Annotated in this window: 22 protein-coding genes; 6 read left to right on the top strand and 16 right to left on the bottom strand. The window is 73.0% G+C overall.

What is annotated here, in order from left to right:
• Window positions 1–8: 8 nt before the first annotated feature.
• The gene (locus AB5J51_RS33800) at window positions 9–998 is read right to left on the bottom strand and encodes a DUF4328 domain-containing protein (protein ID WP_369779360.1); all 990 of its coding nucleotides are present in this window, start codon (window positions 996–998) and stop codon (window positions 9–11) included.
• 221 nt (window positions 999–1,219) lie between these two features.
• Between AB5J51_RS33800 and AB5J51_RS33805 the strand changes: the two genes are divergently transcribed.
• Window positions 1,220–4,288, top strand: coding sequence for a phosphodiester glycosidase family protein (locus AB5J51_RS33805; protein ID WP_369779361.1), 3,069 nt, complete (start codon window positions 1,220–1,222; stop codon window positions 4,286–4,288).
• Here AB5J51_RS33805 and AB5J51_RS33810 read toward each other — a convergent pair.
• The 3 genes from AB5J51_RS33810 to AB5J51_RS33820 all read right to left on the bottom strand — a co-directional run bounded on the left by AB5J51_RS33810 (window position 4,285) and on the right by AB5J51_RS33820 (window position 7,756).
• Window positions 4,285–6,282, bottom strand: a complete 1,998-nt coding sequence (locus tag AB5J51_RS33810; protein ID WP_369779362.1) for an ABC transporter permease — start codon at window positions 6,280–6,282, stop codon at window positions 4,285–4,287. The two genes, AB5J51_RS33805 and AB5J51_RS33810, sit on opposite strands and share 4 nt — an antisense overlap.
• Window positions 6,283–6,429: 147 nt before the next feature.
• Window positions 6,430–7,248, bottom strand: coding sequence for a molybdate ABC transporter substrate-binding protein (gene modA / locus AB5J51_RS33815; protein ID WP_136222197.1), 819 nt, complete (start codon window positions 7,246–7,248; stop codon window positions 6,430–6,432).
• A 112-nt stretch (window positions 7,249–7,360) separates the two neighbouring features.
• Window positions 7,361–7,756, bottom strand: coding sequence for a molybdopterin-binding protein (locus tag AB5J51_RS33820; protein WP_136222195.1), 396 nt, complete (start codon window positions 7,754–7,756; stop codon window positions 7,361–7,363).
• Between the two features lie 134 nt (window positions 7,757–7,890).
• Here AB5J51_RS33820 and AB5J51_RS33825 point away from each other — a divergent pair, with 134 nt between their 5' ends.
• Window positions 7,891–8,292: an RNA-binding S4 domain-containing protein gene (locus AB5J51_RS33825; protein ID WP_053788556.1), complete on the top strand. Its 402-nt coding sequence runs from the start codon at window positions 7,891–7,893 to the stop codon at window positions 8,290–8,292.
• A 16-nt stretch (window positions 8,293–8,308) separates the two neighbouring features.
• Here the strand turns inward: AB5J51_RS33825 and AB5J51_RS33830 are convergent, their stop codons facing one another.
• The 6 genes from AB5J51_RS33830 to AB5J51_RS33855 all read right to left on the bottom strand — a co-directional run bounded on the left by AB5J51_RS33830 (window position 8,309) and on the right by AB5J51_RS33855 (window position 15,019).
• The gene (locus AB5J51_RS33830) at window positions 8,309–8,716 is read right to left on the bottom strand and encodes a PTS-dependent dihydroxyacetone kinase phosphotransferase subunit DhaM (RefSeq protein WP_053788557.1); all 408 of its coding nucleotides are present in this window, start codon (window positions 8,714–8,716) and stop codon (window positions 8,309–8,311) included.
• Window positions 8,713–9,342: a dihydroxyacetone kinase subunit DhaL gene (dhaL, locus tag AB5J51_RS33835; RefSeq protein ID WP_053788558.1), complete on the bottom strand. Its 630-nt coding sequence runs from the start codon at window positions 9,340–9,342 to the stop codon at window positions 8,713–8,715. The genes AB5J51_RS33830 and dhaL overlap by 4 nt, the downstream gene beginning before the upstream one ends.
• Before the next feature lie 42 nt (window positions 9,343–9,384).
• Window positions 9,385–10,389 carry a dihydroxyacetone kinase subunit DhaK gene (dhaK, locus tag AB5J51_RS33840; RefSeq protein WP_369779365.1) on the bottom strand — a complete coding sequence of 335 codons (1,005 nt, stop codon included), beginning with the start codon at window positions 10,387–10,389 and terminating at the stop codon, window positions 9,385–9,387.
• A gap of 117 nt (window positions 10,390–10,506) precedes the next feature.
• Complete coding sequence (locus AB5J51_RS33845) at window positions 10,507–12,327, bottom strand: glycoside hydrolase family 15 protein (protein WP_369779366.1); 1,821 nt, start codon at window positions 12,325–12,327, stop codon at window positions 10,507–10,509.
• 48 nt (window positions 12,328–12,375) lie between these two features.
• Window positions 12,376–13,956: a GMC oxidoreductase gene (locus AB5J51_RS33850; protein ID WP_369779367.1), complete on the bottom strand. Its 1,581-nt coding sequence runs from the start codon at window positions 13,954–13,956 to the stop codon at window positions 12,376–12,378.
• Window positions 13,957–14,086: 130 nt separating this feature from the next.
• Complete coding sequence (locus AB5J51_RS33855; RefSeq protein WP_234382475.1) at window positions 14,087–15,019, bottom strand: cyclase family protein; 933 nt, start codon at window positions 15,017–15,019, stop codon at window positions 14,087–14,089.
• A 156-nt stretch (window positions 15,020–15,175) separates the two neighbouring features.
• Here AB5J51_RS33855 and AB5J51_RS33860 point away from each other — a divergent pair, with 156 nt between their 5' ends.
• Together AB5J51_RS33860 and AB5J51_RS33865 are read left to right on the top strand one after the other, a co-directional pair.
• Window positions 15,176–16,129 (top strand): DUF389 domain-containing protein, encoded by a 954-nt coding sequence (locus tag AB5J51_RS33860; protein WP_133898833.1) that lies wholly within the window; start codon window positions 15,176–15,178, stop codon window positions 16,127–16,129.
• 20 nt (window positions 16,130–16,149) lie between these two features.
• Window positions 16,150–17,895 (top strand): sodium:proton antiporter, encoded by a 1,746-nt coding sequence (locus AB5J51_RS33865; RefSeq protein ID WP_136222654.1) that lies wholly within the window; start codon window positions 16,150–16,152, stop codon window positions 17,893–17,895.
• 4 nt (window positions 17,896–17,899) lie between these two features.
• Here the strand turns inward: AB5J51_RS33865 and AB5J51_RS33870 are convergent, their stop codons facing one another.
• Genes AB5J51_RS33870 through AB5J51_RS33885 form a run of 4 tightly spaced genes read right to left on the bottom strand, consistent with a single transcriptional unit; the run spans window position 17,900 to window position 21,821 of the window.
• Entirely contained in the window at window positions 17,900–18,415 is a 516-nt protein-coding gene (locus tag AB5J51_RS33870) for a gluconokinase (protein ID WP_240805110.1), read from the bottom strand.
• Window positions 18,412–19,464, bottom strand: a complete 1,053-nt coding sequence (locus tag AB5J51_RS33875) for a cytochrome d ubiquinol oxidase subunit II (RefSeq protein WP_369779368.1) — start codon at window positions 19,462–19,464, stop codon at window positions 18,412–18,414. The genes AB5J51_RS33870 and AB5J51_RS33875 overlap by 4 nt, the downstream gene beginning before the upstream one ends.
• Entirely contained in the window at window positions 19,461–20,933 is a 1,473-nt protein-coding gene (locus tag AB5J51_RS33880; protein WP_136222183.1) for a cytochrome ubiquinol oxidase subunit I, read from the bottom strand. Before AB5J51_RS33880 ends, AB5J51_RS33875 begins: the two co-directional genes overlap by 4 nt.
• A 45-nt stretch (window positions 20,934–20,978) precedes the next feature.
• The gene (locus AB5J51_RS33885; protein ID WP_053788566.1) at window positions 20,979–21,821 is read right to left on the bottom strand and encodes an SDR family oxidoreductase; all 843 of its coding nucleotides are present in this window, start codon (window positions 21,819–21,821) and stop codon (window positions 20,979–20,981) included.
• 298 nt (window positions 21,822–22,119) lie between these two features.
• Between AB5J51_RS33885 and AB5J51_RS33890 the strand changes: the two genes are divergently transcribed.
• Both AB5J51_RS33890 and AB5J51_RS33895 read left to right on the top strand, forming a co-directional pair.
• Window positions 22,120–23,034 (top strand): aldose 1-epimerase family protein, encoded by a 915-nt coding sequence (locus AB5J51_RS33890; RefSeq protein ID WP_369779369.1) that lies wholly within the window; start codon window positions 22,120–22,122, stop codon window positions 23,032–23,034.
• Window positions 23,035–23,177: 143 nt separating this feature from the next.
• Window positions 23,178–23,813 (top strand): alpha-ketoglutarate-dependent dioxygenase AlkB, encoded by a 636-nt coding sequence (locus AB5J51_RS33895; protein WP_243879108.1) that lies wholly within the window; start codon window positions 23,178–23,180, stop codon window positions 23,811–23,813.
• Window positions 23,814–23,849: 36 nt separating this feature from the next.
• Here the strand turns inward: AB5J51_RS33895 and AB5J51_RS33900 are convergent, their stop codons facing one another.
• Window positions 23,850–25,142: an SUKH-4 family immunity protein gene (locus AB5J51_RS33900; RefSeq protein ID WP_369779370.1), complete on the bottom strand. Its 1,293-nt coding sequence runs from the start codon at window positions 25,140–25,142 to the stop codon at window positions 23,850–23,852.
• Window positions 25,143–25,205: 63 nt separating this feature from the next.
• On the bottom strand, window positions 25,206–25,529 hold the full coding sequence (locus AB5J51_RS33905; RefSeq protein WP_136222177.1) for a YkvA family protein: 324 nt from the start codon (window positions 25,527–25,529) through the stop codon (window positions 25,206–25,208).
• Window positions 25,530–25,533: the final 4 nt, after the last annotated feature.

Below are 25,533 nucleotides of genomic sequence, written 5' to 3' on the forward strand. Positions count from 1 at the left end.
GGCCCGGCTCAGACGGCCGCGTAGGGGCCCTGCTCCGCCTTGGTGGTCTGCAGGGCCGTCAGCCTGCGGACGAAGACGATGGCGAGGACGGCGGCGCCGACCGTGAACAGGTCGGTGACGATCCCCATGGCGGACGCCGCGCGCAGCGCCTCCGGGGTCTCGGCCCGCTCGTACATCCGGCTGAAGGCGCGGTCGAACACCAGCGAGCCCACCCACAGGCCCCACCAGGCGTTCAGGGGCGCGGTGGACACCGGGCGGTGGGAGCCGTCGGGTGCGAACTGGGTGCTGGCGACCCAGATCTGCTTCGCGATCCGGAACGGCAGGAAGAGGTTGCCGACCGGGATGAACCAGCTGCCGATGGCCCAGCCGCGGGTCTGCGAGAAGCCGTCGGGCCGGAAGATCTCGCCGTTCACGCGCACGCGGTGGAACCAGATGACGAAGACGACCGCCGTCGCCAGCAGCATCACGAACTGGAGGACGCCGACGACGCCGGCCAGGACGTCCCCGCGCTCGAGCGTGCTGTCACCGACGCTCGACGGGTCCGCGATCAGGCGGTGCATGAGCGAGAAGACGTACCCGCTGATGCCCGCCGAGAACAGGTTGACGGCGGCTGCGACCGACAGCAGCGCGGTGAGCGCGACCGCCAGGCCGCGGGGGGAGCGGAGCACGTCGGTGTTGGTGTGCGGCGCCGGGTACGGCATGCCCGGGTACGGGGCGGCGGGGTACGGACCGGCGGGGTACCCGGGCTGGGGCTGCGCGGGGTAGGGCTGCGGGCCGGGGTGGGGCGGGGCGGGGTAGGCCTGAGCCGGGTACGGCTGCGGCGGCGCCGGCTGCGGGTACGGCTGCGCGGCGGGCGGTTGCGGTTGCGGCTGCGGCTGCGGCTCGGGCGAGGGAGCCGGCGACGGGGCTGCGGCCGGTGCCGGTGCCGGTGCCGCGGCCGGGGCCGGGGGCTGCGACGGGGGCGGAGCCGGCGGGCCCGGCGGCTCGTTGAAGGACATGCGGTGTGTACCCCCCACGGGAACATGTGACGAAGAAGCGGGCGCCCGCTGACCTGCGGCGGGGCACGTCCGAACCATGCCAGCCCGGAATCCGGCCGCCAAATCCTTATCCGGGCCCGGACAAGGAGCCCGTGCCCCGTGTGGCCGGGCGAATGGCTGAAACCGCGGGGCACGAACGGTCGTGCCCGTCCGGGGCGGGCCGAGTGGCCGATCCTGCCTGGGTGCTGAGCCTCCGTCCGCTGCTGCCCGTCCTGCTCACCGTGGCCCTGGCCGGCCCCGCCGGGGCGTCCGCCGCCGCGCAGGCCGACGGCATCGAGACCGCCCGTACCGGCCGGCAGGTCGCCCCCGGGATCCGACTGGAGTCGTACGACCGGCTGGAGGCCGACCGCTGGCTGCGGATCGACGAGCTCCTCGTCGACCTCGGTGGCCGCAGCGGCGTCCGCGCCGATTACCTGGGCGGCCACGGACCGGCCACCGTCGCCGAGGCTGCCGCGCACCACCCCGCAGGGCCCGGGCGGCGCGTGGTCGCCGCCGTGAACGGCGACTTCTTCGACATCCGCGGTACGGGCGCCCCGCTCGGCCCCGGCCTGGCGGGCGGCCGGCTGCTGCACTCCGCGACCCCCGGCCCCGGCGCGGCCCCGGCCGTCGGGTTCGGCGGCGACGGCATCGGGCGGGTCCTGCGCCTCGCACTCGACGGGAGCGTCACCCTGCCCGGCGGGGTGGTGCGGCCGCTCGCCGGGTACAACGCGGCCCGGCCCCCCGCCGCGGGCCTCGCCGCGTACACCGCCGACTGGCCGGGGGTGGAACTGCCCGCCGTGGGCACCGCCGTGACGGTCCGGGACGGCCGGGTCACGGCAGCCGCCCCGCCGGTACGCGGACCCACTCGCCGGGAACGCCCCGCACCCGGCACCACCGTGCTGGCCGCCGCCGGCGGTGCGGCCGCTGCCGAACTGGCCGCCCTGCGACCCGGGGACGCCGTGGGCGTCGCCGCCCGGGCCGTCCCTGACGCCGGACCGCTCCCGGTGGCGGCCGTCGGCGGGCGCGAGGCCCTCGTCGTGGCCGGCGTCGCCCAGAACCACGACGGCGAACCGAACAACACCGCCGCCCCGCGCACGGCCGTCGGTTTCTCGCGCGACGGGCGGCAGCTGCGGATCCTCACCGTGGACGGCCGCCAGCGGGACAGCGGCGGCCTCACCCTGACCGCGCTGGGCCGCCTGATGCACCGGCTCGGCGCGTACGAGGCCCTGAACCTCGACGGCGGCGGCTCCTCGACCCTGCTCGCGGGGCTGAGCGGGGCGTCGGCCCTCGCGCTGGAGAACTCCCCGTCGGACGGGCGGCTGCGGCCCGTGCCCAACGGGCTCGTCCTGACGGCCCCGGCGGGCTCCGGCCGGACCGCCGGCTACCGCGTCGAACCCGTCGGCGGCACCACGGAGGACCTCACCCGGGTCTTCCCCCGGCTCACCCGGACCCTCGAGGCCACCGGGTACGACGCACTGCTGGGCCCGGCGCCGGGCGCGCCGGTGTGGTCCGCCGACGGGGCCGGCACGGTCGACTCCGCCGGGGTGTTCCACGCCGTGCGCCCCGGCCGTGCGACGGCGCACGCCCGGCGCACGACGGCGCACGGCGAGCTCCCGCTCGAGGTCCTCGGCCCGCTGACCCGGATCCGCCCCACGCAGGCCCGGATCGGGCTCGCGGAGCAGGGGGAGACCGCGGGATTCCGGCTGACCGGCTACGACGCGCAAGGCAGGGCCGCCGTCGTGGAACCCCGGGACGTGACCTTGGAGTTCGACCGCTCGCGATGGCGCGTCACCGATGACGGCCACGGCGGCTTCACGGTCACCGCCCTGACCCCCCAAGCCACGGGCCATCTCCGCGTCACGGTCCGGGCGGGCGGGGCTGCCGGGGCGTCTGCAGCGCCCGGAAGCCGCGGAGCGACCAGGGCATCGGGCGCCCTCGGGGCTCCCGGCACTTCCGGATCTCCCGGGGGCTCTGATGGCGCCTCCGGTCCCCGTGGTGCCGCAGGCACACCCGGCGGCGCGGGCATGCCCCGGACCGCGGGCCCGCGTGCCGCCGCGGGCAGGCCCGGCGTCGCGGGCAGGCTCGGCGTCGCGGGCAGGCCCGGTGCCTCCTTCGCGCCCGGTGACGCGGGCAGGCCCTGGACCGCCGGCACGTTCGGTGGCGCGGGGACGCCCTGGACCGCAGGCACGCTCGGCGGCGCAGGTGCGGCCGGGATGACAGGCGTGCCCGGGATCGCGGGCACGCCCCCTGCCGCCGGCACGCTCGGGCTTGCGGGAGCGTCCGATACCGGCGGCTCCGGTCTCACCGCCGAACTCGCCCTCGGCGTCGGGCTGGTGACCCTCCCGCTCACCGATCTGGCCGATGTAGCCGACTGGACCGGACCGGGGGCTTCCGCGACCGAGGGGCACTCCGGTGCGGGGCTCGCCCTGGATCTGCCCGGGGCGGCGGCTCAGCGGAGCGCGGCCCCGCCGCGGCCCCTTGCCGTCCCGGAGCTGGCCCGGTCGCTCACGCTCTGGGTCGGCGGCGACGGCTCCGGGGCCCGGCCCGCGGTGGAGCTGGCCGATGCCGACGGGGCCGCCGTCACGGTGCGCGGGCCCGCCGTGGACTGGACCGGCTGGCGGGAGCTCACCCTGCCGCTCCCGGCCACCGCCGAGCCGCCGCTCAGCGTGACCCGGCTTTCGGCGGCCGGGGGGACGGGCCCCGGACGGCTGGCCCTCGACACGCTCGGCGCCCGGACCCCGCCCACGGGGCCCGCCGCGGCGCCCGTGGTCCGGGATCCGATCGTGGCCACCGAGGCCGCGGTGCGGGCGCTGCCCTGGCGGTTCGCCGTCGGGGGCGAGGACGCCGCTGCCGACTTCGTGCTCACCGACGCCGCCCGCCCGCAGTTCGTGCACCGCGGCGTACGGTTTCTGCCGCTCGACACCACCAAGCCCACCTTGGGGGGAGGCGGTCTGTCCCGGATGCGGGCCCTGCGCAAGGCTCTGGCGGCCGCCGCCCGGGAACCGGCCACGGGCGCGGTGGCCGTCGTACAGGCGTATGCGCCGGACACCGTGGACCGCAAGGAAACGGCCCTGACGGCCCACCTGCTCGCCGAGTTCCGCCGTACCACCGGCAAACGCGCCGCCGTGCTCACCCTCGGCGCCCCGGCCTTCGCGGCGGGCCGCTCCGAGGGCGTGCTGTCCGTGGCTGCCGCGCGCACCGGACGGACCGTGGTGGGCCTGGACGCCTTCGCCCCGGGGGACTGGCTCGCCGTCCGGGAAGGCACCCCCTAGAGTTCCACCAGCGTGACCTCGGTCGCCTTCACGCTCGTCCAGACCTCCGAGCCGTCGACCAGGCCCAGTTCGGCCGCGGCCTCCGGGGTGATCTCCGCGACCAGGTCGGGGGCCTGCGCCGAGCCGACCAGCACGCGCAGCCGGCTGCCGACCGCGGTGATCTCCCGTACGGAGCCCGGCCAGACGTTGCGGGGACTGCCCGCCGGACGGTCGCGGTGCACGGACACCGCCTCGGGGCCGATGATCGCCAGTGCCGGGGACCCCTCCGGCAGCGCCTCCGCCACCACCAGCCGGCCCCCGGCGGCGAGTACGAGCCCGTCCGCCGACGCCGTGCCGGGCCATGCGTTGCGGCCGAGCATCCGGGCGACCCACGGGGAGCGCGGGTGGCGGGTGACCTCGGCGGGCGGGGCGTCCTGGAGGGTGCGCCCGTCGGCGAGTACGAGGACCCGGTCGGCCAGGGACACCGCCTCGACGGGGTCGTGCGTGACGATGAGGCAGACCCCGCCGAAGCCGGCCAGGTGCGTGCGCAGGGTGTGCCGGACGCGGGCCCGGGTGGTCTGGTCGAGGGCCGCGAGCGGCTCGTCCAGCAGGAGGAGCCGGGGGCGGGCGGCCAGCGCCCGGGCGAGCGCCACCCGTTGGGCCTGGCCACCGGACAGCTGGGCGGGCTTGCGGGCGGCGAGGTGGCCGACGCCGAGCCGGTCCAGCCACTGCTGCGCCTCGCGGCGGGCAGCGGCGCGCGGGACCCGGCGGGCGCGCAGCCCGTAGGCGGTGTTGGCCAGTGCGCTCAGGTGCGGGAACAGCGCGCCGTCCTGCGGGACCCAGGCCACCTGGCGCTCGTGCGGGGCGAGAGCGGTGACGTCGGTGTCGCCGAGCCGGAGTTCGGCGTGGGCGCGCGGGGTGAGGCCGAGGAGGGCGCGCAGCAGGGTGGTCTTGCCTGCGCCGTTCTCGCCGACGACGGCGATGGTGGTACCGGGGTCGGCGTCGAGGGTGAGCTCGTTGAAGCCGGTGACCACGGCGTGCAGGGGCCAGCGGCCGTCGTCTTGTGGGGCGCCGGCCAGGTCGGAGGCCGGGTCGCCGGCGGCAGCCTTCGCGAAGGGCAGGGTGGCCGGTGGCGGGGCCGTCGGCGTCCGCTCGGCTTCGAGGGCCGCGGCCGCCGTCTCGTCCGGCGGCTGCGGAGCTTCGGCGGGCGTCCGGGCGACCGGTGTGCCGGTCCAGCGGCCGCGCAGGGCGATCAGCACGGCCATGGCGATCGCGAGCAGCAGCAGGGACACCGAGGTAGCGGCCTCCGGCTGGTCCTGGAGCAGCAGGTAGACCTGGAGCGGCAGCGTCTGGGTGGTGCCGGGCAGGTTGCCGGCGAAGGTGATCGTCGCGCCGAACTCGCCGAGCGCACGGGCCCAGGTGAGCGCGGCGCCCGCGATCAGGCCGGGCGCCACCATCGGCAGCGTCACGGTGAAGAACACCCGCGCCGGCGCGGCACCGAGGGACGCGGCGGTCTCCTCGTAGCTCTGCTTGAGCCCGCCGAGCGCACCCTCCAGGCTGATCACGAGGAACGGCATGGCGACGAAGGTGGCCGCGACGACGGCGCCTGACGTGTGGAAGGGCAGCGTGACGCCGAACGTGCCCTCGAGCCAGGGCCCGAGGAGCCCGCGCCGCCCGAAGCCCAGCAGCAGCGCCACACCGCCGACGGTGGGCGGCAGCACCATCGGGAGCAGCACCAGCGAGCGGACGAAGGCCTTGCCCTTGAACGGGACGCGGGCCAGCAGCCACGCGAGCGGCACGCCGAGGAGCAGCGAGAGGCCCAGCGCCCACAGGGACACGAACAGCGAGAGGCGCAGGGCCTCGACCACACCGGGGCTGGTGAGGTGGGCGCCGAGTTCGCCCCACTCGGTGCGGGTGAGGATGCCGACGAGGGGCAGCAGCAGGAAGGCGACGGCGAGCAGCGCGGGGAGCGCCAGGGTCACGGGGGGCCGGGTGCGGGTGCGGTGTCTGCTCATGTGGATTCCTGGCTGAAGCGTACGGGGGGACGGGTACGGGGGCCCGGCGGGCGACACGCCGAAAGGGACCGCCCGTCCCCCCGGACCAGGCAGTCCCCTTCGATCATTGCGGCTGCGGCTGCGGCTGCTCTGCTGCTGCGGTGCCGGTTACGCCTTCTGGAAGCCCGCGTCCTGGAGGATCTTCTGCGCCTCGGGAGTGCTCAGCCAGGCCACGAACGCGGCGGCGGCCCCGGCGTTCTTGGACGCCTTGAGGGAGGCGGCCGGGTAGGAGGCCACGGCGTTCTCGGCGTCCGGGATGTCCACGACGGAGACCTTGTCACCGGCCTTGATCGTGTCGGTCTTGTAGACGAGGCCGGCGTCGGCCTCACCGAGCTCGACCTTGCTCAGGACGGCGCGGACGTTGGGCTCCTGGGAGACCGGCTTCACCTCGATCTTCTGGGCGTCGAGGATCTGCTTGCTGTAGCGGCCGACCGGCACCTCGGGCGCGGCGAGCACGACCTTGATCTTGCTGTCGGCCAGGTCCTTCAGCTCGTCGACCTTGAACGGGTTGCCCTTGCCGGCCGCGATGACCAGGCGGTTCTTGGCGATGATCGACGGGTCGCCGGTCTCGGCCTTCAGGCCGTCCATCGTCTTGGTGTCGGCGGTGACCAGCGCATCGGCCGGGGCTCCCTGCTTCACCTGGGCGGCGAGCTCCTGTGAGCCGGCGAAGGAGAAGGTGATCTTCGTGCCCGGGTGCGCCTTCTCGTACGCTGCGCCCGCGGTCTTGAACACGTCGGTGAGGGAGGAGGCGGCGAGGACGGTGAGGCTCGCGGCCTTGGGCTCCGCGGAGGCCGCGGCCGGTGCGGAAGCCGAAGCCCCGGCGCCGGCCTTGTCGTCGCTGCTGCCGCAGGCGGACAGCGCGGGCACGAGGAGGGCGCCGGTCAGCGCTGCGGCGACGGCGCTGCGGCGGTTCAGGATCGGGGACATGAGCTGGTGCTCCTCGGTCGGGTCGGCGGCCGGCCGGGTGCCGGGACCGCGCGGTGGTGACCCGCGCCGGTGACGGGCGGAGCGGGTGGGGACGCGTGCTGGTGCTGGACGGTCAGGTGCGGTCGATGTGCACACTGGTGGACTTCACGCGGGCGGTGGCCCGCATGCCGACCTCCAGTCCGAGCTCCTCGACGGCCTCACGGGTGAGCAGGGAGACCAGGCGGTGGGGACCTGCCTGGATCTCGACCTGGGCGGCCACGTCTCCGAGCTTCACGGCGGTGACGATGCCGGGGAAGGCGTTGCGGGCCGAGGTGTACGGCTCGTCGTCCTCGGTGTGGGCGCCCTGTCCGACCTCCACGGAGAAGGCGGCCAGGTCGCGGCCGTCGATCAGTCGCCGGCCGGCCTCGTCGCGGTGGGTCGCGACCCGGCCGGCGTCGGCCCAGCGGCGGGCGGTGTCCGGGCTGACGCCCAGCAGGCGCGCCGCCTGTCCGATGGTGTAGGACTGCATGTGCGACAAGGTAGGGGCACCTGTCCCGCATTTGCAATTCCCTTGGGATGATGTACATGGCAGATGCCATGGCTCTTGGTGCATCTGCCAAAATCCCTTCCGTTTCGGGCGGGCCCGCTCGCTAGAGTTCTGGCATGGCTGATGAAGCAACGGGAACGGGAACGGGCGCGGGCGCGGGAACGGCGCGCGTGGACGCCTGGATCTGGTCGGTCCGCCTGACGAAGACCCGCTCGGTCGCGGCGACCGCCTGCAGGGCGGGGCATGTGAAGGTCAACGGTGAGCGCGCGAAGCCGGCGCAGGCGGTGCGGGCGGGGGACGAGGTACGGCTGTTCCACGCGGGACGCGAGCGCATCGTCGTCGTCAAGCGGCCGGTGACGAAGCGGGTCGGTCCGCCGGTGGCCGCGGAATGTTTCATCGACAACAGCCCGCCGGCGCCGACGCGCATCGAGGCCGAGGTGGTCGGCGTGCGCGACCGCGGCACGGGCCGCCCGACGAAGCGCGACCGCCGCGAAATCGAATCCCTCCGCGGCCGCTGACCGGTCCGCCCGCCGGTCAGGCCTTGCGGTAGCTGTACGCCTCCTCTGCGGCCGCGGCCACCGCGTCCAGGGGGGCGCCCGCCGAGGCGGCGACCACCGCCGCCACCGCGCCCTCCAGGAACGGGGCGTCCAGCAGCCTGGCCCCCGGCGGCAGTTCGTCCTCCACCAGCAGCGCCTTCACCGTCAGCACCGAGCTGCCCAGGTCCGCCAGCAGCGCGACCCCCGCGCCCCGGTCCACCTCGTGCGCGGCCGCCACGACGCGCTCCGCGCTCGTGCCCAGGCCGCCGTCCGCGGTGCCGCCCGCCGCCGCCACCGGGACGACCGGTCCGCCGGCCGCGAGGCCCCGCGCCAGGTCCGCCACGGACTCCGCGACCACCGCACTGTGCGACACCAGCACGATCCCGACCACCGCCGTCGCGCTCATGCGGTGTCCGCCTTGTCTGCCTTGTCCGTCGTGTCGGCCGTGTCCGCGAGTGCCGTCAGCAGCAGGGCCGCCGAAGTCGCCCCCGGGTCCTGGTGCCCGATGCTCCGCTCGCCCAGGTAACTGGCCCGCCCCTTGCGGGCCAGCATGGGCACCGTCGCCCGCGCACCGGCCTCCGCCGCGTCCGCCGCCGCCCGGTACGAGGTGCTCAGCGCCGCCACCCCTGCCACCAGCGCGTCCAGCATCGTCTTGTCGCCCGGAGCCGCCCCGCCCAGCTGCGCCACCGCGCCCACCCCCTCGTACAGGGCCTTGCGCACCTCCTCGTCGGAGACCTCGGCAGCCTCCCCGAGGCCCTTGCCCGTGCGCCGCAGCAGCGTCCCGTACAGCGGGCCCGACGCGCCGCCGACCGTCGAGATCAGCGTCCGCCCCGCCAGTTGCAGCACCGCCCCCGGCGTCACCGCGGGGTCCGCCTCCAGGGCCGCCCGTACCGCAGTGAAGCCGCGCAGCAGATTGCTCCCGTGGTCGGCGTCCCCGATGGGGGAGTCGAGCTCGGTCAGCCGGTCCGCCTCGCGCTCCACCACGGCCCAGGCGGCCGTCATCCAGCGCCGGAAGAAGTCCGCGTCACGCACTGTCGTCTCCTTGCCTCGTCCGCACCTCGTCCGCCCACCTTCTCAGCAGCCCCACCGCAGCGCCGCCGTCCGGACCGGCGCGTCCCAGAGCCGCAGCAGCTCTTCGTCCACGCGGCACAGCGTCACCGAACACCCCGCCATGTCCAGGGAGGTGACGTAGTTTCCGACCAGAGTCCGCGCCACCGGTACCCCGCGCTCCGTCAGCACCCGGGTCACCTCCCCGTGGAACCCGTACAGCTCCAGCAGCGGCGTCGCCCCCATGCCGTTGACCAGCGCCAGCACCGGCCCGTCCGCCGGGCCCACCTCCGCCAGGTCCTCCAGTACGGCCCCCACCGCGATCTCCGCGATCTCCCGCGCCGGCATCATGGCCCGCCGCTCGCGGCCCGGCTCGCCGTGGATGCCGATCCCCAACTCCAGCTCCCCGTCCGGCAGCTCGAACGTCGGGCTGCCCTTCGCAGGGGTCGTGCACGCGCTGAGCGCCACCCCGAAACTGCGGGAGGACGCGTTCACCTGCCGGGCGAGCGCCGCTACCCGCTCCAGCGGGGCGCCCGCCTCGGCCGCCGCACCGGCGATCTTCTCGACGAACAGGGTCGCCCCGGTGCCGCGCCGCCCCGCCGTGTACAGGCTGTCGGTCACGGCGACGTCGTCGTTCACGAGGACCCGCTCCACCCGCAGGCCGTCCTCCTCGGCGAGTTCCGCGGCCATCTCGAAGTTCAGCACGTCACCGGTGTAGTTCTTGACGACGAACAGCACCCCCTGCCCGGAGTCCACGGCCGCGGCCGCCCGCAGCATCTGGTCGGGCACCGGTGAGGTGAACACCTCCCCGGGACACGCGGCCGACAGCATCCCGTACCCCACGAACCCGGCATGCAGCGGCTCGTGCCCCGACCCGCCCCCGGACACCACCCCGACCCTGCCCCCGTCCCGTGCGTCCCGCCGTACGACGACCCGCCGCTCCACGTCGACGTCCAGTTCGGGATGCGCGGCCGCCATCCCCCGCAGCGCATCGGCGACGACGGTCTCGGGGCTGTTGATCAGCATCCGCATGTGTGTCTCCTGATCGGGTCGAGCGGCGGACCTGCGGGCAGCGGGCCCGGTGGCGACGGTAGAGCAGCCCGCCGCCCGGGGCCAGGCCGCCGCGTCCGGCGGGGTGGGACCGCAGTCTCAGCGCCGGAGGGCGTCGAGCGCCTCGTTCAGCGTGGTCGCGGCCATGATGAGCGACAGGTGGGTGAAGGCCTGCGGAAAGTTGCCCAGTTGCTCGCCACTGGGGCCGATCTCCTCGGCGAACAGACCGACGTGGTTGGCGTACGTGTGCATCTTCTCGAAGGTGTAGCGGGCCTGCGGCAGCCGTCCGGCACGGGTGAGGGCGTCGACGTAGAGGAACGTGCAGAGGCTGAACGTTCCCTCCGAGCCGCGGAGTCCGTCGGGAGAGGCCGCGGGGTCGTACCGGTAGACGAGGCTGTCGGACACCAGGACACGGTCCATGGCATCGAGGGTGGACAACCAGCTCGCGCTCCTCGGCGCGAGGAATCCGACCCGGGGTATCAGCAGCAGCGAAGCGTCCAGGACGTGGCTGCCGTAGTGCTGGACCAAGGACTGCTCCTTGTCGCTCCAGCCGCGTTCCATGACCTGGTCGAGGATGTCGTCGCGGGCCTTCGTCCACAGGACGGTGTCGGCCGGCCGGCTGAACTCGGCGGCGAGCTTCAGGCCGCGGTCGAACGCCGCCCAGCACATCACGCGGCTGTAGGTGAAGTCCTTCCGGCCGCCGCGGGTCTCCCAGATGCCCTCGTCGGGCCGGTCCCAGGAGTCGGCGAGCCAGTCCAGGCTCCGGGCGAGGGCCTTCCAGCCGTGGTAGTCGGCCTGTACGGCGACCGCGTGGCCCTCGGACAGGGCGTACAGGGCCTCGCCGTAGATGTCGAGCTGCAGCTGGTCCATGGCCGCGTTTCCGGCCCGCACGGGGTACGAACCCCGGTAGCCCTCGAAGTGCTCGAGGACCTCCTCGGTCAGGTGCGGGTCACCGTCGACCCGGTACATGATCTGCAGGGGCTCCCCGTCCGGACCCTCGTGGGCCCGCAGACGGTCGCCGAGCCAGTGGGTGAAGCGGGCCGCCTCCTCCGCGAAGCCGAGGTCGAGCAGGGCCCGTACGGACAGGGATCCGTCCCGCACCCAGGTGTAGCGGTAGTCCCAGTTGCGCTCGCCGCCGACCTGCTCGGGAAGACCCATGGTGGCGGCGGCGACCGGCGCGCCGGAGGGGGCGTAGGTGAGCAGCTTGAGCGTGATGGCCGAGCGGTACACCATCTCCGCCCAGCGGCCGTGGTAGTGCGATGTGCGCACCCACTTCTGCCAGTAGTCGACCTGTTCCCACAGCTCATCGGTGATCCTGTCACGCTCCGGCGGTGGCGGCGGCGCCGTGCTGCCCTCCCTGTCGGTGGTGAACATCGCTGCCTCCGCCTGGCCCGTGGTGAGCGTGATCGAGGCGCGGACGTCCTGGCCGTCCCGTTCGAGCGGGAAGGTGGCCTGCAGGAACGCGGTCGCCCCGGGTGCGCGGAAGGTCGCCCGGCGCTCCGTCAGGTCGAGTCGGTGGGGTGAGCGCGCGTAGTCGAAGCGGGGGCGGCATTCGAGGGAGAAACGCACCGTGCCGCGCACCGCGCGGATCACACGTACCAGGGTGTGCCGGTCGGACGCCGTCAGGCCCCGGTGGACCGGCATGTAGTCGACGGTCTCGCCGACCCCGTCGGGGGACATGAACCGGGTCACCACGACCGCGGTGTCCGGGTAGTAGAGCTGTTTCCACGTGCCCTCTTCCTGTTCCGGTGCGAGCAGGAAGTGCCCGCCCCCGTCGTGGTCGAGCAGCGCCGCGAAGATGCTGGGGGAGTCGAATCGCGGAGCCGCGAACCAGTCGATGACTCCCCTGGATGACACCAGAGCCGCGGTCTGCAGGTCCCCCACGAGTCCGTGGTCGGCGATGGGCGGGTAGCGGTCCATGGTTCTCCCTCCTCGGGACGGCTCAGCGGTGATCCGCCCGGGTGCCGGTCATTGCAGTCGCTCCGCGAGGTGGTCCCCGACGCGCAGGGCGTTGGCGATGGCCGTCAGCGAGGGATTGACCGCGCCGATGCTCGGGAAGAAGCTCGTGTCGACCACGTAGAGGTTGTCGAGGTCGTGGGCCTTGCAGTTGACGTCGAGGGCGGAGCTCTGCGGGTCGCGGCCGAAGCGGACGGTGCCGGCCTGATGAGCCGTTGCGCCTATGGGCATGCCCTTGTGCAGGTAGATGCTGTGCGACAGCAGATGGTGCTCGTGCATGCCCAGGTGGCCGAGCATGCCCTGCAGTTTGTGCCGCAGCCGCTTCAGACCTGCGATGTTGTTCTTCTCGTCGAGGGCGAGGTGGATCCCGCCGTCCCCGTCGAGGGTGACGCGGTTGTCCGGGTCCGGCAGGTCCTCACCGCACAGCCAGAAGTCGACCGCGTGATGGGCGAGCACCTCGAAGGGCATGTCCGGGGTGACGGCACCGGCCCAGCGGGGCGCCTCGCCGTGGATCTGCTCGGCGTCGGACTTGCCGAGCATCTGGATTCCGCCGAGAGGGTAGTCCCAGTCGTCGCTGCCCAGGTACCAGTCGTGCAGGGCCAGCGTTTTCTGGAACCTGGTGCCGTTCGGTTCCTCGGACACCGCCATCAGGGCCAGGTTGTTGTGCCGCATGTAGTGCCGGCCGACCACGTCCGAGCTGTTGGCCAGGCCCTGAGGGTGCTTGTCGTCGGCCGAACGCAGCAACAGGACCGCGGAGTTGACGGCCCCGCAGGCCACCACCACGATGGCGGCGGTGAACCGGACGGTCGAGCCGTCGCCCAGTTCCGCGACGACCGAGGTGACGCTCCGCCCGGTGGCGTCCGTCTCGAGCCGGCGCACGTCGGCATGCGTGACCAGTTCGACGTTGGAGTGCTCCAGGGCCGGGTCCACGCAGATGACCTGGGCGTCCGACTTCGCGCCGACCAGGCAGGGGAAGCCGTCGACGCGGTCGCAGCGGATGCAGGGGCTCCCGTGCGCCGCCCGCCCCTGGTCGTCCTGGACGAGGTTCACCCCGATCGGGAGATGGAAGGGGTGCAGGCCCTGCTTCTCCAGATCGTCGCTCAACTGCTGGATGCGCGGCTCGTGTTGCACGGGCGGATGGGCGTACTGGGCACTGGTCGGCCCCTCGGTGGGGTCCTCGCCGTGCCGCCCGTGGACGAGGTAGAGGTGCTCGGCCTGCGTGTAGTAGGGCTCCAGGTCGCCGTAGTTCAGCGGCCAGGCGGGAGAGATGCCGTCATGGTGGCGGATTTCGCCGAAGTCCTCGGGGCGCATGCGGAAGAGCGCGGCGCCGTAGAACTTGGTGTTCCCGCCGACGTAGTAGTTCACCTCGGGCGGGAACCGGTCTCCGTGCTTGTCGTACCAGAACTCCGGTGCGCGGTACTTCCCCTTGACGAAGACCTGGGTCGAATCCCAGTTGTCCCGTTCCCGCGGCAGGTAGCCGCCGCGCTCGAGAAGCAGGATCCGCTTGCCGGTGGGCGCCAGCCGGTGGGCGAGGGTGCCGCCGCCGGCCCCTGTGCCGATGATGATGATGTCGTACTCCCGCGCCTCGGGCATGCGGGCCACCTCCCCGGAGCACGGATCTGCTCCTGTCGGGTGAGTTGGGGTGCAATCAGCATCTACAACGTAGCTCCGGAGGGAATGCCCAGCGAGTCGGGCGGGCCGGGACGCCGGGAAGCCCGGCTGGTCAAAGGATCGCGAGGGGATTGACGGGAGAACCCGTCGCCGCGGGCAGCCGTAGTGGCGCGATGACGCAGAGGAACGACCAGCGGCCCTCCCGTTCGCAGAGGGGAGCCAGCTCCTCGAACTGCAGGTAGTCGAGCAGGTGCAGCCCCATCGCATGGACGGCGAGTACGTGCACCGGGAACGCGACGCTCTGCACGGCACTGGGAGCCGTGTCGTTGTTGCCGTCACTGCCGAGCGCGGCCACCTGCCGTTCGGCCGGAAAACGCAGGGCGGTCGGGTGGAGTCCGGCCCGCGCACCGGCCGAGTCCCAGGCGCCGAGCTCCTCACGTCGCCGCCGGTGCCCGACGCGTACGAGGAGGATGTCGCCCCTGCCGACCCGCAGCCCCTGCCGCGCTTCGGCGGCGGCAAGATCCTCGGCGGTCACGTGCGATCCCGGTTCGAGCCAGGGGGTGCCGTGCAGGCGCGGGATGTCCAGCAGCACTCCCCGTCCCACGATGCCGTCGCGCGCCAGGTCGATGGACAGGGCCCCGGCCCCGTCAGGGGAGAGTACGTCCGCGGCAGGGACGCCGCCGTGCAGGGTGCCCTCGTAGATGACGTGGCACAGTGCGTCGATGTGGCTGTCGACATCGCCGTGGATGTTCATGGCGATGCGGTCCCGGGCGAACTGCAGGCCGCCCGGATCCGGAGCGCCGCCGACGGGCGCGGTGAGCCGGTGCTCCGCCGGTTCGGCGTTGTCCGGTCCCTTGCGGGTGTTCACGGGCGCGGCGAGCGAGACCGTGCGGCCGGAGCGGACCTCGCTGACGGCGGCCAGCGTCTGTGCGGGGGTGAGGGTGCCCAGAGCTCCCAGGGGTGCCGCACCGCCGGGTGCCGTACGGCGCAGTTCACGATAGAGCGACCGGAAGTCGGCCTCGCTCATCCCGGCGGGCGTAGCCATGTCCCCACCATCCGGCACACCCGCTGCCGGCGCGCGCCGAGCGGCGACCCGGCCGCATCCGATTTGCCGGGCTCCCCGGCCGCCGCGTTAATGGACGAGCGGCCTGTCCGGGCCCGACGTACCCGTGCGCCTCCCTCTCGCATCGAGGAGATTCGCTTGGACATGCTGCACGTCCGGGCCGTGAGCCCGCCGGACCTCACGGGACGTGTCATGGCCCTGTTGAGCGCCCAGCCGTGTGTCCTCAACCTCTCCCTGCAGCCCGACAGCGTACGGAACCCCGACGGCGACGCCATCGTGTGCGACGTCCTCACCGGAGTCGCCAACGAGGTACTGCGCGGGCTGCGCGACCTCGGACTGGAGCGGCGGGGGTCCATCGTTCTCGACCCGATCGACACGGCCTTCTCTGATCACGCGGCCAGAGCCGGGGCCCAGGCGCTCGGGTCCCGGCTGCGCGTGCCGGTATGGGAGCAGGTGGAGGCCCGGATCCGGGCCGAGGGGCGGTATCCACCGAGCTTCTACCTCTTCATGGTCATCGCCGGTGTCATCGGTGCGGTCGGCATCATCACCAACTCGCAGATCCTCATCGTCGCGGCCATGGTGGTCGGTCCGGAGTACGGAGCCGTCAGCAGCGTCGCGCTGGGCATCGACCACCGTTCGCGGTCACCCGTCCGGGAGGGTCTTTCCGCGCTCCTCGTGGGCTTTCTGCTGGTCGTGGCGGCCACCTTCCTGTTCGGCCTGCTCGTCCGCGGCTTCGGCCTCCAGCCGCAAGCCTTCGAGCTCGGGATCAGGCCCGTGTCGAACCTGATCGACACACCCAATTTCTTCTCGGCGGTGGTGGCCGTGCTCGCCGGGATCGTGGGCATCGTCTCGCTGACCGAAGCCCGCACCAGCGCACTGCTCGGCGTCTTCATCTCGGTGACCACCATCCCGGCGGCAGCCGACATCGGGGTCTCGTGCGCGTTCGCCAGCTGGGGCGAGGCCTTGGGATCCCTGTTCCAACTGTTGCTCAACATCTTCGTACTGATCCTGGTCGGAACCGGGACGCTCAAGGTCCAGCGGGCGATGTGGCGGCGTGTCACCGCGCACCGGAACCGGCGGGCCGCGCCGTGAACGCAGCCGCAGCCGCCGCCCTGTCGCAGGACCAGGTGTTCACGGGCCTCGGACTGATCGTCGTCCTGGCCGTGGGCTCCCAGCTGCTGGCAAGCCGGCTGCGCATCCCCGCGCTGATCGTCCTGCTGCCGGCCGGATTCACCGCCGGCGCGCTGACCGGTGACGTGAACCCCGAGAACCTGCTCGGAGCCGCCTTCTCCCCGCTGGTCTCGCTGGCCGTCGCCGTGATCCTCTACGACGCCGGGCTCGGCCTGGACCTGAAGCGGTTCAGGGCGCACACCCGCCGCGTCGCGGTGCGGCTGATCTGGCTCGGCGTGCTGCTCACCGCAGGGTCGGTGGCGCTGCTCGCCCGCGTTCTGCTGGGGATGTCGGGCGGTGCGGCCGTGATGCTCGGGGCCATCCTGATCGTCTCCGGCCCCACGGTCGTCGGACCGCTCCTGAACTTCGTACGTCCCACGGAACGGCTGCAGCACATCCTCATCTGGGAGGGCACGCTCATCGATCCGCTGGGAGCCATCCTGGGGGCCCTCGTCTTCCACGCCGTGGTGGCCGGGAACAGCAGCGGCTTCGGCAGCGAGGTGCTGGAGTTCACCACCAGTGCCGCGGTGGGCCTGGCCGGCGGCATCGTGGGGACCTCGGTGCTCATGCTGGTGCGCAGGCTGCGGCCGGGGGCGGTGCTGGGCACCACGGTCCAGCTGGCGGCGGTGACCGGTGTGGCGGCTGCCTGCAATGTGATCCGGGACGACACGGGCCTGATCGCGGCCGTTCTGATGGGGCTGGCGGTGGCGAACCTGCCCGGCTCCGACACGGGCGCCCGCAATCCCTTCTTCGAGACCCTGGTGCATCTGGTCATCGGCCTCCTGTTCATCTCCATCTCGGCCACCGTCAGTCCCCCTTCACTGCGCCACGTGGTGCTGCCGACGCTCGCTCTCGTCGCGGTGCTCGTCCTGGTGACCCGGCCGCTCGTGGCGGCCCTCGCGTCGCTCGGTACGGATCTGACGCGCGGGGAGCGGGGCTTCCTGGGATGGATGGCCCCGCGCGGCATCGTCGCCGCGGCGACCGCCTCGACGTTCTCCGCCACGCTGGCCGCCCAGGGCGTGGGCGGCGCCTCGAAGATCCTTCCCGCCACGTTCGTGGTGATCGTGGTGACCGTCACGCTCTACGGGCTCACCGCCGTGCCGGTCGCGAAGCGGCTGGGCGTCGTGCGCCCGTCCCGCTCCCGGCCGCTGCTCGTGGGCGGCGATCCCTGGGTGGTCGATCTGGGACTGGCCCTGCGGTCGGCCGGGCTGGAAGTCGTCATGTGGGCGGGACACGATGCACAGCGGGACCGGATCAGGGCCGCCGGGCTCGAACTCGCCCCCGGGGAGCTGTTCGCCGCGGCCACCGGCTCGGGCGCCGAGCTGGAGGGCCTCACCGGCGTCCTGCTCCTGACCGACGAGGGCGACTTCAACGCCCTGGCTTCCATGAACCTCCAGGGCAGCGTGGAGGGACCGGTGTACCGCCTGGGGCCGGCGACCGACACCCAGGGCGTCGTCGCCCCGTACACCGGCGGCCAGGTGCTCTTCGATCCCGCGCTCACCGGAGCCGAGCTGTCCCGCCGCTACGACCGGGGCGCGCGCCTCGTCACGCGTCGCCTCGACGGGCCGGTCCCGGCCGGACACCACCTGCTGTTCCTGGTGCGGGCGGACGGCACGCTGCTGCCCGTCACCCGCAGCGGCGCTCCGGTGCCGCGATCCGGGGACATCGCCGTACTCCTGGGCGGTTGATTCCTCAGCGCGCCGGCCCCCTGCCGAAGCCCGCGACGGCGCGACGCGCCCGAGCCATGGTGACCTCGGTGCCGGCGGTGGCGTCGACGGTCGCGCCCGGCTCGTCGGATTCCAGCGGTTCCAGGATCTCGAACTGGGAGTCGACCAGGCGCAGCGGCATGAAGTGGCCCGTGCGCCGGGAGACCCGGGCCCTGGCGGTGTCGCGGTCCAGCGCCAGGTACAGGCACCAGAGGCCCGGGGCGGCCCCGCGGAGTTCGTCGCGGTACGCGCGCTTGAGGGCCGAGCAGGCGACGACCAGCCGCCGGCCCGACCGGGAGGACTGCCGTATCCGGTCCGAGAGCGTACGCAGCCACGGGGCACGGTCCGCGTCGTCCAGGGGGCGGCCGGCGGCCATCTTGGCGATGTTCGCGGCGGGATGGAGGTCGTCACCGTCGAGGAACGCCCCTCCGAGTTCCTCGGCCAAGGCCCTGCCGACGGTGCTCTTCCCGGCGCCCGCCACGCCCAGCACCACCACGATCACCGGTCCGTGCCCGGATCCCTGTTCGTGGCGCTCCGCCGCAGGTCGTTCTCGGCGAGAGGCTGCAGGGCGCCGCTGGTGTCCAGTCGGTAGAGCAGGACCAGCGGCGGTCCGACGAGCACCATCGCGATGACCGTGACCAGGAGCAGCCAGCGCAGTGTCGTCGACGCTCCGGCCGCCTGGTCCACGGTCAGCGAGGTGGGGATGAGGTACGGCCGCTGGGCCAGCCCCCAGGCGACCACGACGAGGGCGACGCTGCCGACGGCCGTGATCCTCGCCCAGCCCGTGGCCGTGCGGTACAGCAGCCCGGCGGTGGCGATGGCGCTCACGACGGCCACCAGGACGAGGGCGAGGCCGATGCCGCTGGTGAGGCCGTCGTAGACGTAGCGCGCGTCGTGGTGGGTGACGGCGAGGCCGACGACGGCCAGGACGGCGATGACCCCGAGGCTGCACCAGGCGCGCAGCCGGAAGTAGTGGACGAGGTCGGGCGCGTCGAAGCGGCGGGCGTCGGCGGTGAGGAACACCGCGCCCAGGAAGGCGGTCGCGGCGACGGTGAGCAGCCCGGCGAGTACGGAGGTCCCGTTGGACCACGCGTCGGCGGAGGCCTTCGTCCCCGGAGCGACCCGGCCCGTGGCCAGGCCGCCGACCACCGCTCCGAGGAAGAAGGGCACAAGGAGGGAGGACACGGCGAAGGCGGCACCGTAGATCCTGCGCCGCGCGAGGCGTGTCATGGGCTTGCGGAGGGCGAAGCCCGCACCGCGCAGGACGAGCCCGACGGCCGCGAGCGCCAGCGGGAGCCACATGGCCGTGAAGATCGTCTGGAACAGGACCGGAAAGCCCGTCCACATGATCACCAGGACGAAGATGAGCCAGACGTTGTTCGTCTCCCAGACGGGCTCCATGGCGTGGTCGATCAGCCACCGGGGCCGCTTGCCCCGTTCGCTGCCTCCCGCGCACAGGTCCCAGAACCCGGCTCCGTAGTCGGTCCCGCCGGCACAGGCGTAGGCCGCCACCGCGGCCAGCAGCACCCCGGCCACGACGTCCTGGATCATCGCCGTCCTCCGTCGCCGCGCGGGGAGCCGTGATCCGGTGCGGCCGCGGCGGTCGCCCGGCGGGGCCCGTAGGGGGTGTCGCCTTCCGGAGTGCCGGCGGCCTCGGCATCGCCCTGTCGTTCATCGGCGGCCCGCCAGCGGGTGCGCATCTTGAGCAGGACGGCCAGGAAGGTGCCGAAGATCAGGATGTAGACCACGATGACGATTCCGAGCATCGCCCACAGCGACGAGGCCCGGGTGTCCGTGACGGCTTCGGACACGCGCATGTTCTCGTAGACGATCCAGGGCTGGCGACCCACCTCGGTGGTGATCCAGCCGCATTCGACCGTCACCAGGCAGGCCGCCCCGGCCACGGCGGCGCACCGGAAGAACCACGGTGAGCGCGGCAGGTCGCGGCGGCGCAGCCAGCACCAGCCGTACCAGAGCGCGAGCAGGACGAGCAGGCTTCCGATCGTCACCATGATGTCGAACGCCCAGTGGGCGATGGTGGCCTGGGTCGCCGTCGGACGGTCGCTCGCGGGCACCGAGGACAAGCCCGTCACCACGGTGTCCGGCCTGAAGCCGGCGAGGATCGAGTCCAGGAGCGGGATCTTGATCCCGCCGGAGATCGATCCGTCGGGATGCATGCGCCCGAACAGGTACTCCGGCACGTCGTCGCCGGTCTTCCACACGAGCTCGGTGGCGGCGAACTTGATCGGCTGCTTGTGGAAGACGGACCGGGCGATGGAGTCCCCGAGCACGAACTGCACGGGGGTGAGGATCGCGGCGACGGTGAACGGCACGGTGAAGCCGAGCCGGTGGTAGTGGTCACGCCGGCCGCGCAGCCAGCCGACCGCGTACACCCCGGCCACGACATAGCCCGCCGTGAGGACGACGCCTGCCACGAAGTGCCAGTACTCGGGGCCGAACATCGGCGTGAAGATCGCCTTGCGGACGTTGACGTCGATGGGGCTGCCGTCCGCGTCGAGCGAGAAGCCGCGCGGCGTGTTCATCCAGGAGTTCGCGGCGATGATGCCGAACGCCCCCAGCAGCGCCGTCAGCGGCAGGGGCAGACCCAGCCAGAAGTGCTTCCACGGCTTCAGCCTCCGCCAGCCGTAGAGGTAGATGGCGATGAGGATCGCCTCGAGGAAGAAGGCCCACGCCTCGACCCCGAATCCGAGGCCGAAGACATCGCCCCACCTGCCCATCAGGCCCGGCCAGAGCAGGCCGAACTCGAAGGAGAGCACGGTCCCGGTGACGATGCCGATGGCGAACTGCACGGCCATGACCGCCGACCAGCGCCGCGCGAGCAGCAGGGCGACCGCGTCGCCCTTGCGCAGCCCGCGGTAGTGCATCAGGAGGGTGATGGCGGGCAGGGCCACACCGAAGGGCACGAGCAGGATGTGGGAGGCCAGGGTGAAGGCCATGAGTTCCCGGGCGGGGAGCAGCTGCGGAGGGGTGTCCGCCATGATCGCGATCGCGCTGTTCATGTGAGCCTTAGCAGTTCGTGCCGGACGGCTGAAGGACTGAGGGCCTCAGCCACCGGTGGCGAACCCGGGAAACAGGGTCATGCCCCCGTCCACGTAGATCGTCGTCCCCACGACGTAGTCGAGCAGGTCGGAGGCCAGGACGGTCACGGCGTTCGCGATGTCCTCGGGGTCCCCGACGCGGCGGTACGGGATGAGCCGCAGCAGGTCCGCCTCGGCCTCGGGAGTGTCCCAGGCGCTGCGGTTGATGGGCGTGCGGATCGCACCCGGAGCGACGGCGTTCACCCGGATCCGGTGGGGGGCGAGCTCCTGGGCGAGCGTGGTCATGAGCATCTGTACGCCGCCCTTGGAGGAGGCGTAGTTCACGTGCCCGGCCCAGGGGATGATCTGGTGCACCGAGCTCATGCAAATGATCTTCCCCGCGGAGCGGGACACCTCCGGCACGACGCCGCGGCGCAGGAATTCCTTGGTCGCCTCACGGGCGCACAGGAACTGACCGGTGAGGTTGACGTCCAGTACCTTGCTCCACTGGGCCATGGTCATGTCGGTGACCGCGGCGTCCCGCTGCAGACCGGCGTTCGCGACCATGATGTCGATGGTCCCGAACTCCTGGACCATCCGGGCCACCATGTCGACGACCTGGTCCTCCTGCGACACGTCGCCCTCGTGCGCATAGGCGCGGACTCCGAAGCCCTCGATCTCCCGCACCACCTCTTCCGCGGCGTCCTGCCCGGCGACGTAGTTCACGACCACGTCGGCACCCGCTCGTCCGAGGCCGATCGCGGTGGCTTTGCCGATGCCGGAGTTCGCCCCTGTCACCAGGGCCTTCTGCCCCTTGAGGACCTGGGGAACAACGAGCGTTCGACTACGGTCACTGCTGCTGGCTGCCACTGAAACGCTCCCTGGGTGCCGACGGGGACACGAAATCCGCGCCACCACGAGAGCACCGCGGCCTTGCCACGGCCCGCTGGCACGACTGCCGCTGACCCATTGGGGTGCTCTCCCGAACCGAATGGAGTGCTCTCCCGGACCGAACGGCTCAATGGAGGCAGGGGAGAGAGGCTGACGCGTGCGTGCCCGCGGCGAGGGACGCCCGGCCGGGGTGCGATGCGATCCCCACGGTGATGGAATGGAACCACCCGGTGTGCGGGATCCCGAACCCTGACCGCCACCGGCGAGGATGGCGAACATGCTTCGGACGGGTGCCCAGTTCCGGCTGACCTGTGGTCCGCAGACCGTCGTCGTCGTGGAGTTGGGCGGTGCCCTGCGCCACTACTCCGTCGCCGAGCGCATGGTCGTCGACGGTTTCGACGCCGACGACCGGATAGAGGGCGGACGCGGACAGCTCCTCCTGCCGTGGCCCAACCGGATCGGAGACGGCCGGTACCGGTGGCAGGGGCGGGATCTGCAGCTGCCCGTCAACGAGATCGAACACGCCAATGCCATCCACGGTCTGCTGCGCTGGACGTCGTGGCAGGCGGTGGAGCAGGCGGACGGCCGCGTGGTGCTGGCGACCACGCTCTGGCCGCAACCCGGCTACCCGTTCCACCTGGTGGCGCGGGCGGAGTACGCACTCGACCGCCATGGCATGACGGTCACGGTCACCGCGAGGAACGTCGGCGACACCCCCGCACCGTACGGAGTCGGTCAGCACCCGTATCTTGCGGTGGGACCCGGCACGGTCGACGCCATGCTGCTGAGCGTTCCCGCCCGGACCTGGCTCCGCACCGACGACCGCGGCCTGCCCGTCGCGTCCGAGCCGGTCTCGGGGACGCCCAACGACTTCGGCGCGCTGCGGCCCATCGGCCCGCAGCGGCTGGACACGGCCTTCACGGATCTGCGGCGGGAGACGGACGGGCGTGCCGTCGTGCGCCTTGCCGAGCCGTCCGGTGCGTACGGTACCGATCTGTGGCTCGGTGAGGGCGCGGACTTCGTGCAGGTGTTCACCGGGGACACCCTGCCCGAGCCGCACCGGCGCCGGAGCGTCGCCGTGGAGCCCATGAGCTGCGGCCCCGATGCCTTCCGCCGCGACACCGCGCGCGTACGTCTCGAACCGGGGGCTCGGCACACGCTGCAGTGGGGGCTCGCGCCCTGGCTGGGGTAGCGGCCGACCCGACCGGCCGGAACTCTCATCCGGCGAGTTCGCGCGTGTCCAGCGGCAGCCGCCACACGTTGCGCCGGTGGACGGAGTCGGGTTCGGCGGCCTTGAATCGATCGAATGTTCGATTGGCGCGATAGGATGGACCCGTGCGTACGATCCCCGGCCTCCAGGGCTCCCTCTTCGACCAGGGCGACGAGATCCGCCTCGGCCCGCTCTCGGACCTGCGCCGTACCCCGCTCGGCTCCGGCGCCTGGGTCGACCACCTGCCCGGCTGGCTCTCCGGCGCCGACACGCTGTTCGAGCGGCTGGCCGAGGACGTGCCGTGGCGGGCCGAGCGCCGCCAGATGTACGAGCGCGAGGTCGACGTACCCCGCCTGCTCGCCTTCTACGACGAGGGGGAGTGCCTGCCGCACCCGGCGCTCACCGAGGCCCGCACCACGCTGACCCGGCACTATGCCGCCGAGCTCGGTGAACCCTTCGCCACCGCCGGGCTGTGCCTCTACCGCGACGGCCGGGACAGCGTCGCCTGGCACGGGGACCGCATCGGCCGCTCCGCCACCGAGGACACGATGGTCGCGATCCTCTCGGTCGGCGACCCCCGCGATCTCGTCCTGCGCCCCCGCGACGGCGGCCCCACCCTGCTGCGCCTGCCCCTGGGGCACGGCGACCTCGTCGTGATGGGCGGTTCCTGCCAGCGGACCATGGAGCACGCGATCCCCAAATCCCGCCGCGCCGTCGGCCCGCGCATCAGCATCCAGTACCGCCCCCGAGGGGTCCGCTGAGCCGGGTCCGGGTCCGGGTCGCCGGCTGCGCCCCGGTCAGTAGCCGTAGACGCTCAGCTCCGTGATGGCCGCGAAGATGTGCTCCCAGACCGCGGCGCCGGGCTCTTCGGGGTCGTCGGACTCCAGGACGTCCGGCTCCAGCTTCCCCACCTCGCAGAGGAAGGAGCCGTATCCGTTCTCCTCCGGATACGGGTCCCAGCACGCCCCCATGAACCGGCGCACCGCCTCCAGGAGCCGTACGAACGTCTCCGTGTCCCGGGCGAAGGGAAACGGTCCCTCGTCCTCGCGGACCAGCGACACCGCGCCCGTCTCCGGGTGGAGGAGCACGTAGCCGTCGTCGGCGTAGCCCAGCTCGAACGTCCCCAGGTGTATGAGCCCTCCGAAGTCGACTTCGGACTCCGGCTCCCCGGGTTCCTCCTCAGGTCCCTCCTCGGTCCAGGCGAGCTCGAACGAGGTCACGCCCGCCGCCCAGTGGCGCGGCAGGCCCACCGTGCTGATCAGCTCCCGGGTCGGGAGGTGGGTCAGCTCCGCGGGCAGCCGCGCCTGCGGTACGCGGACCGTGCAGTCCGCGCCGAACACCGCCTCCACGCGGGCCGCGTCCAGCGGAGTCCCGCCCGGCTCCGGGCCTGCGAACCACGGATGGCCCGCACCCTCCTCCCACGAGGAGGTGTCGGCGCCGCCGGTGGGCCAACCGGCCGCCACCACCGCCTCGTTGCGCTCCACCACCACGATCCCCCGGGCCTCGGTGAGCAGGAACCGGCCCCCGCCGAGGGGTACGGAGTCCTTCCACGTGCCGGGGCAGTGCAGGGCCCAGGCCTCCTCGTCCGGGGCGAAGAGGGACGGCTCCTCCCCGGGCTGCTCCGACCGCCGGGTGAACTCCCCGGCGGCGGGGGCCGGGCGCGGCTCGCCGGTGGCCAGGTCGAACCAGCGCTCCTCGGTCCACAGCGACCAGACCTTCAGCAGGCTCCGGCAGTCCGGCCCGTCGAAGACGGAGGCCGAGGCGTCCCCGCTGAGGTTCGGCTCGGCCCGGAAGGCCCCGACGGGCCGCCACCAGGCCCATACGGTCCGCCACGGCATGCCGGGCTCGGCCGCGGCGACCTGCTCCGCGTACGCATCGTGCCCCAGCGCCTTCGCGGCGAAATGCAGCCAGGAGCCGAACTCCGCCCGCGACACCTCGGCATACCCGAACACGGCCTCGGCCTGGGTGAATACCTCACGGCCGACCCCGCCTCCGGCCCCGGGGCCGAGCAGCTCCCGTACCCGGGCGGCTCCGGCCGCCAACAGGGCGGCGGGGGAGGAGAACAGGGCTTCAAGATCTTCGCGAGGCATGCCGACCATGGTGCCGGAGCCCACTGACAGTCCCCGTTGCAGGGGGTGTTGGGGACCGGGCTGCTACGCGGGGTCCGGCTCCGTCGCCGCAGTGCGCTTCGAGGCCTCCACCGCGCCCGGCCGCACCGCCCCCGCCGCCGCGTGCAGCGAGCGCAGCGCCAGCAGCAGGATGCCGATGTCGTCGAGGTACACCGGGTCCGGGACCAGGTCCACGGGCGAGACGGTGTAGATCACCGCGACCCAGAAGAGCGCCTTGTCGCGCAGCGGGATCCCCGCGTCGAGCAGCAGGCGCCGCGCCGCGAAGACCCGTACGAGCAGCACGCCGGCCGCGATCGCCAGCCCGAGGGCGACGACCCCGGCGACCGTCAGCCAGACCGTTCCGTCCATGTCA

Source organism: Streptomyces sp. R33 (assembly GCF_041200175.1).
GTDB lineage: Bacteria > Actinomycetota > Actinomycetes > Streptomycetales > Streptomycetaceae > Streptomyces > Streptomyces katrae_B.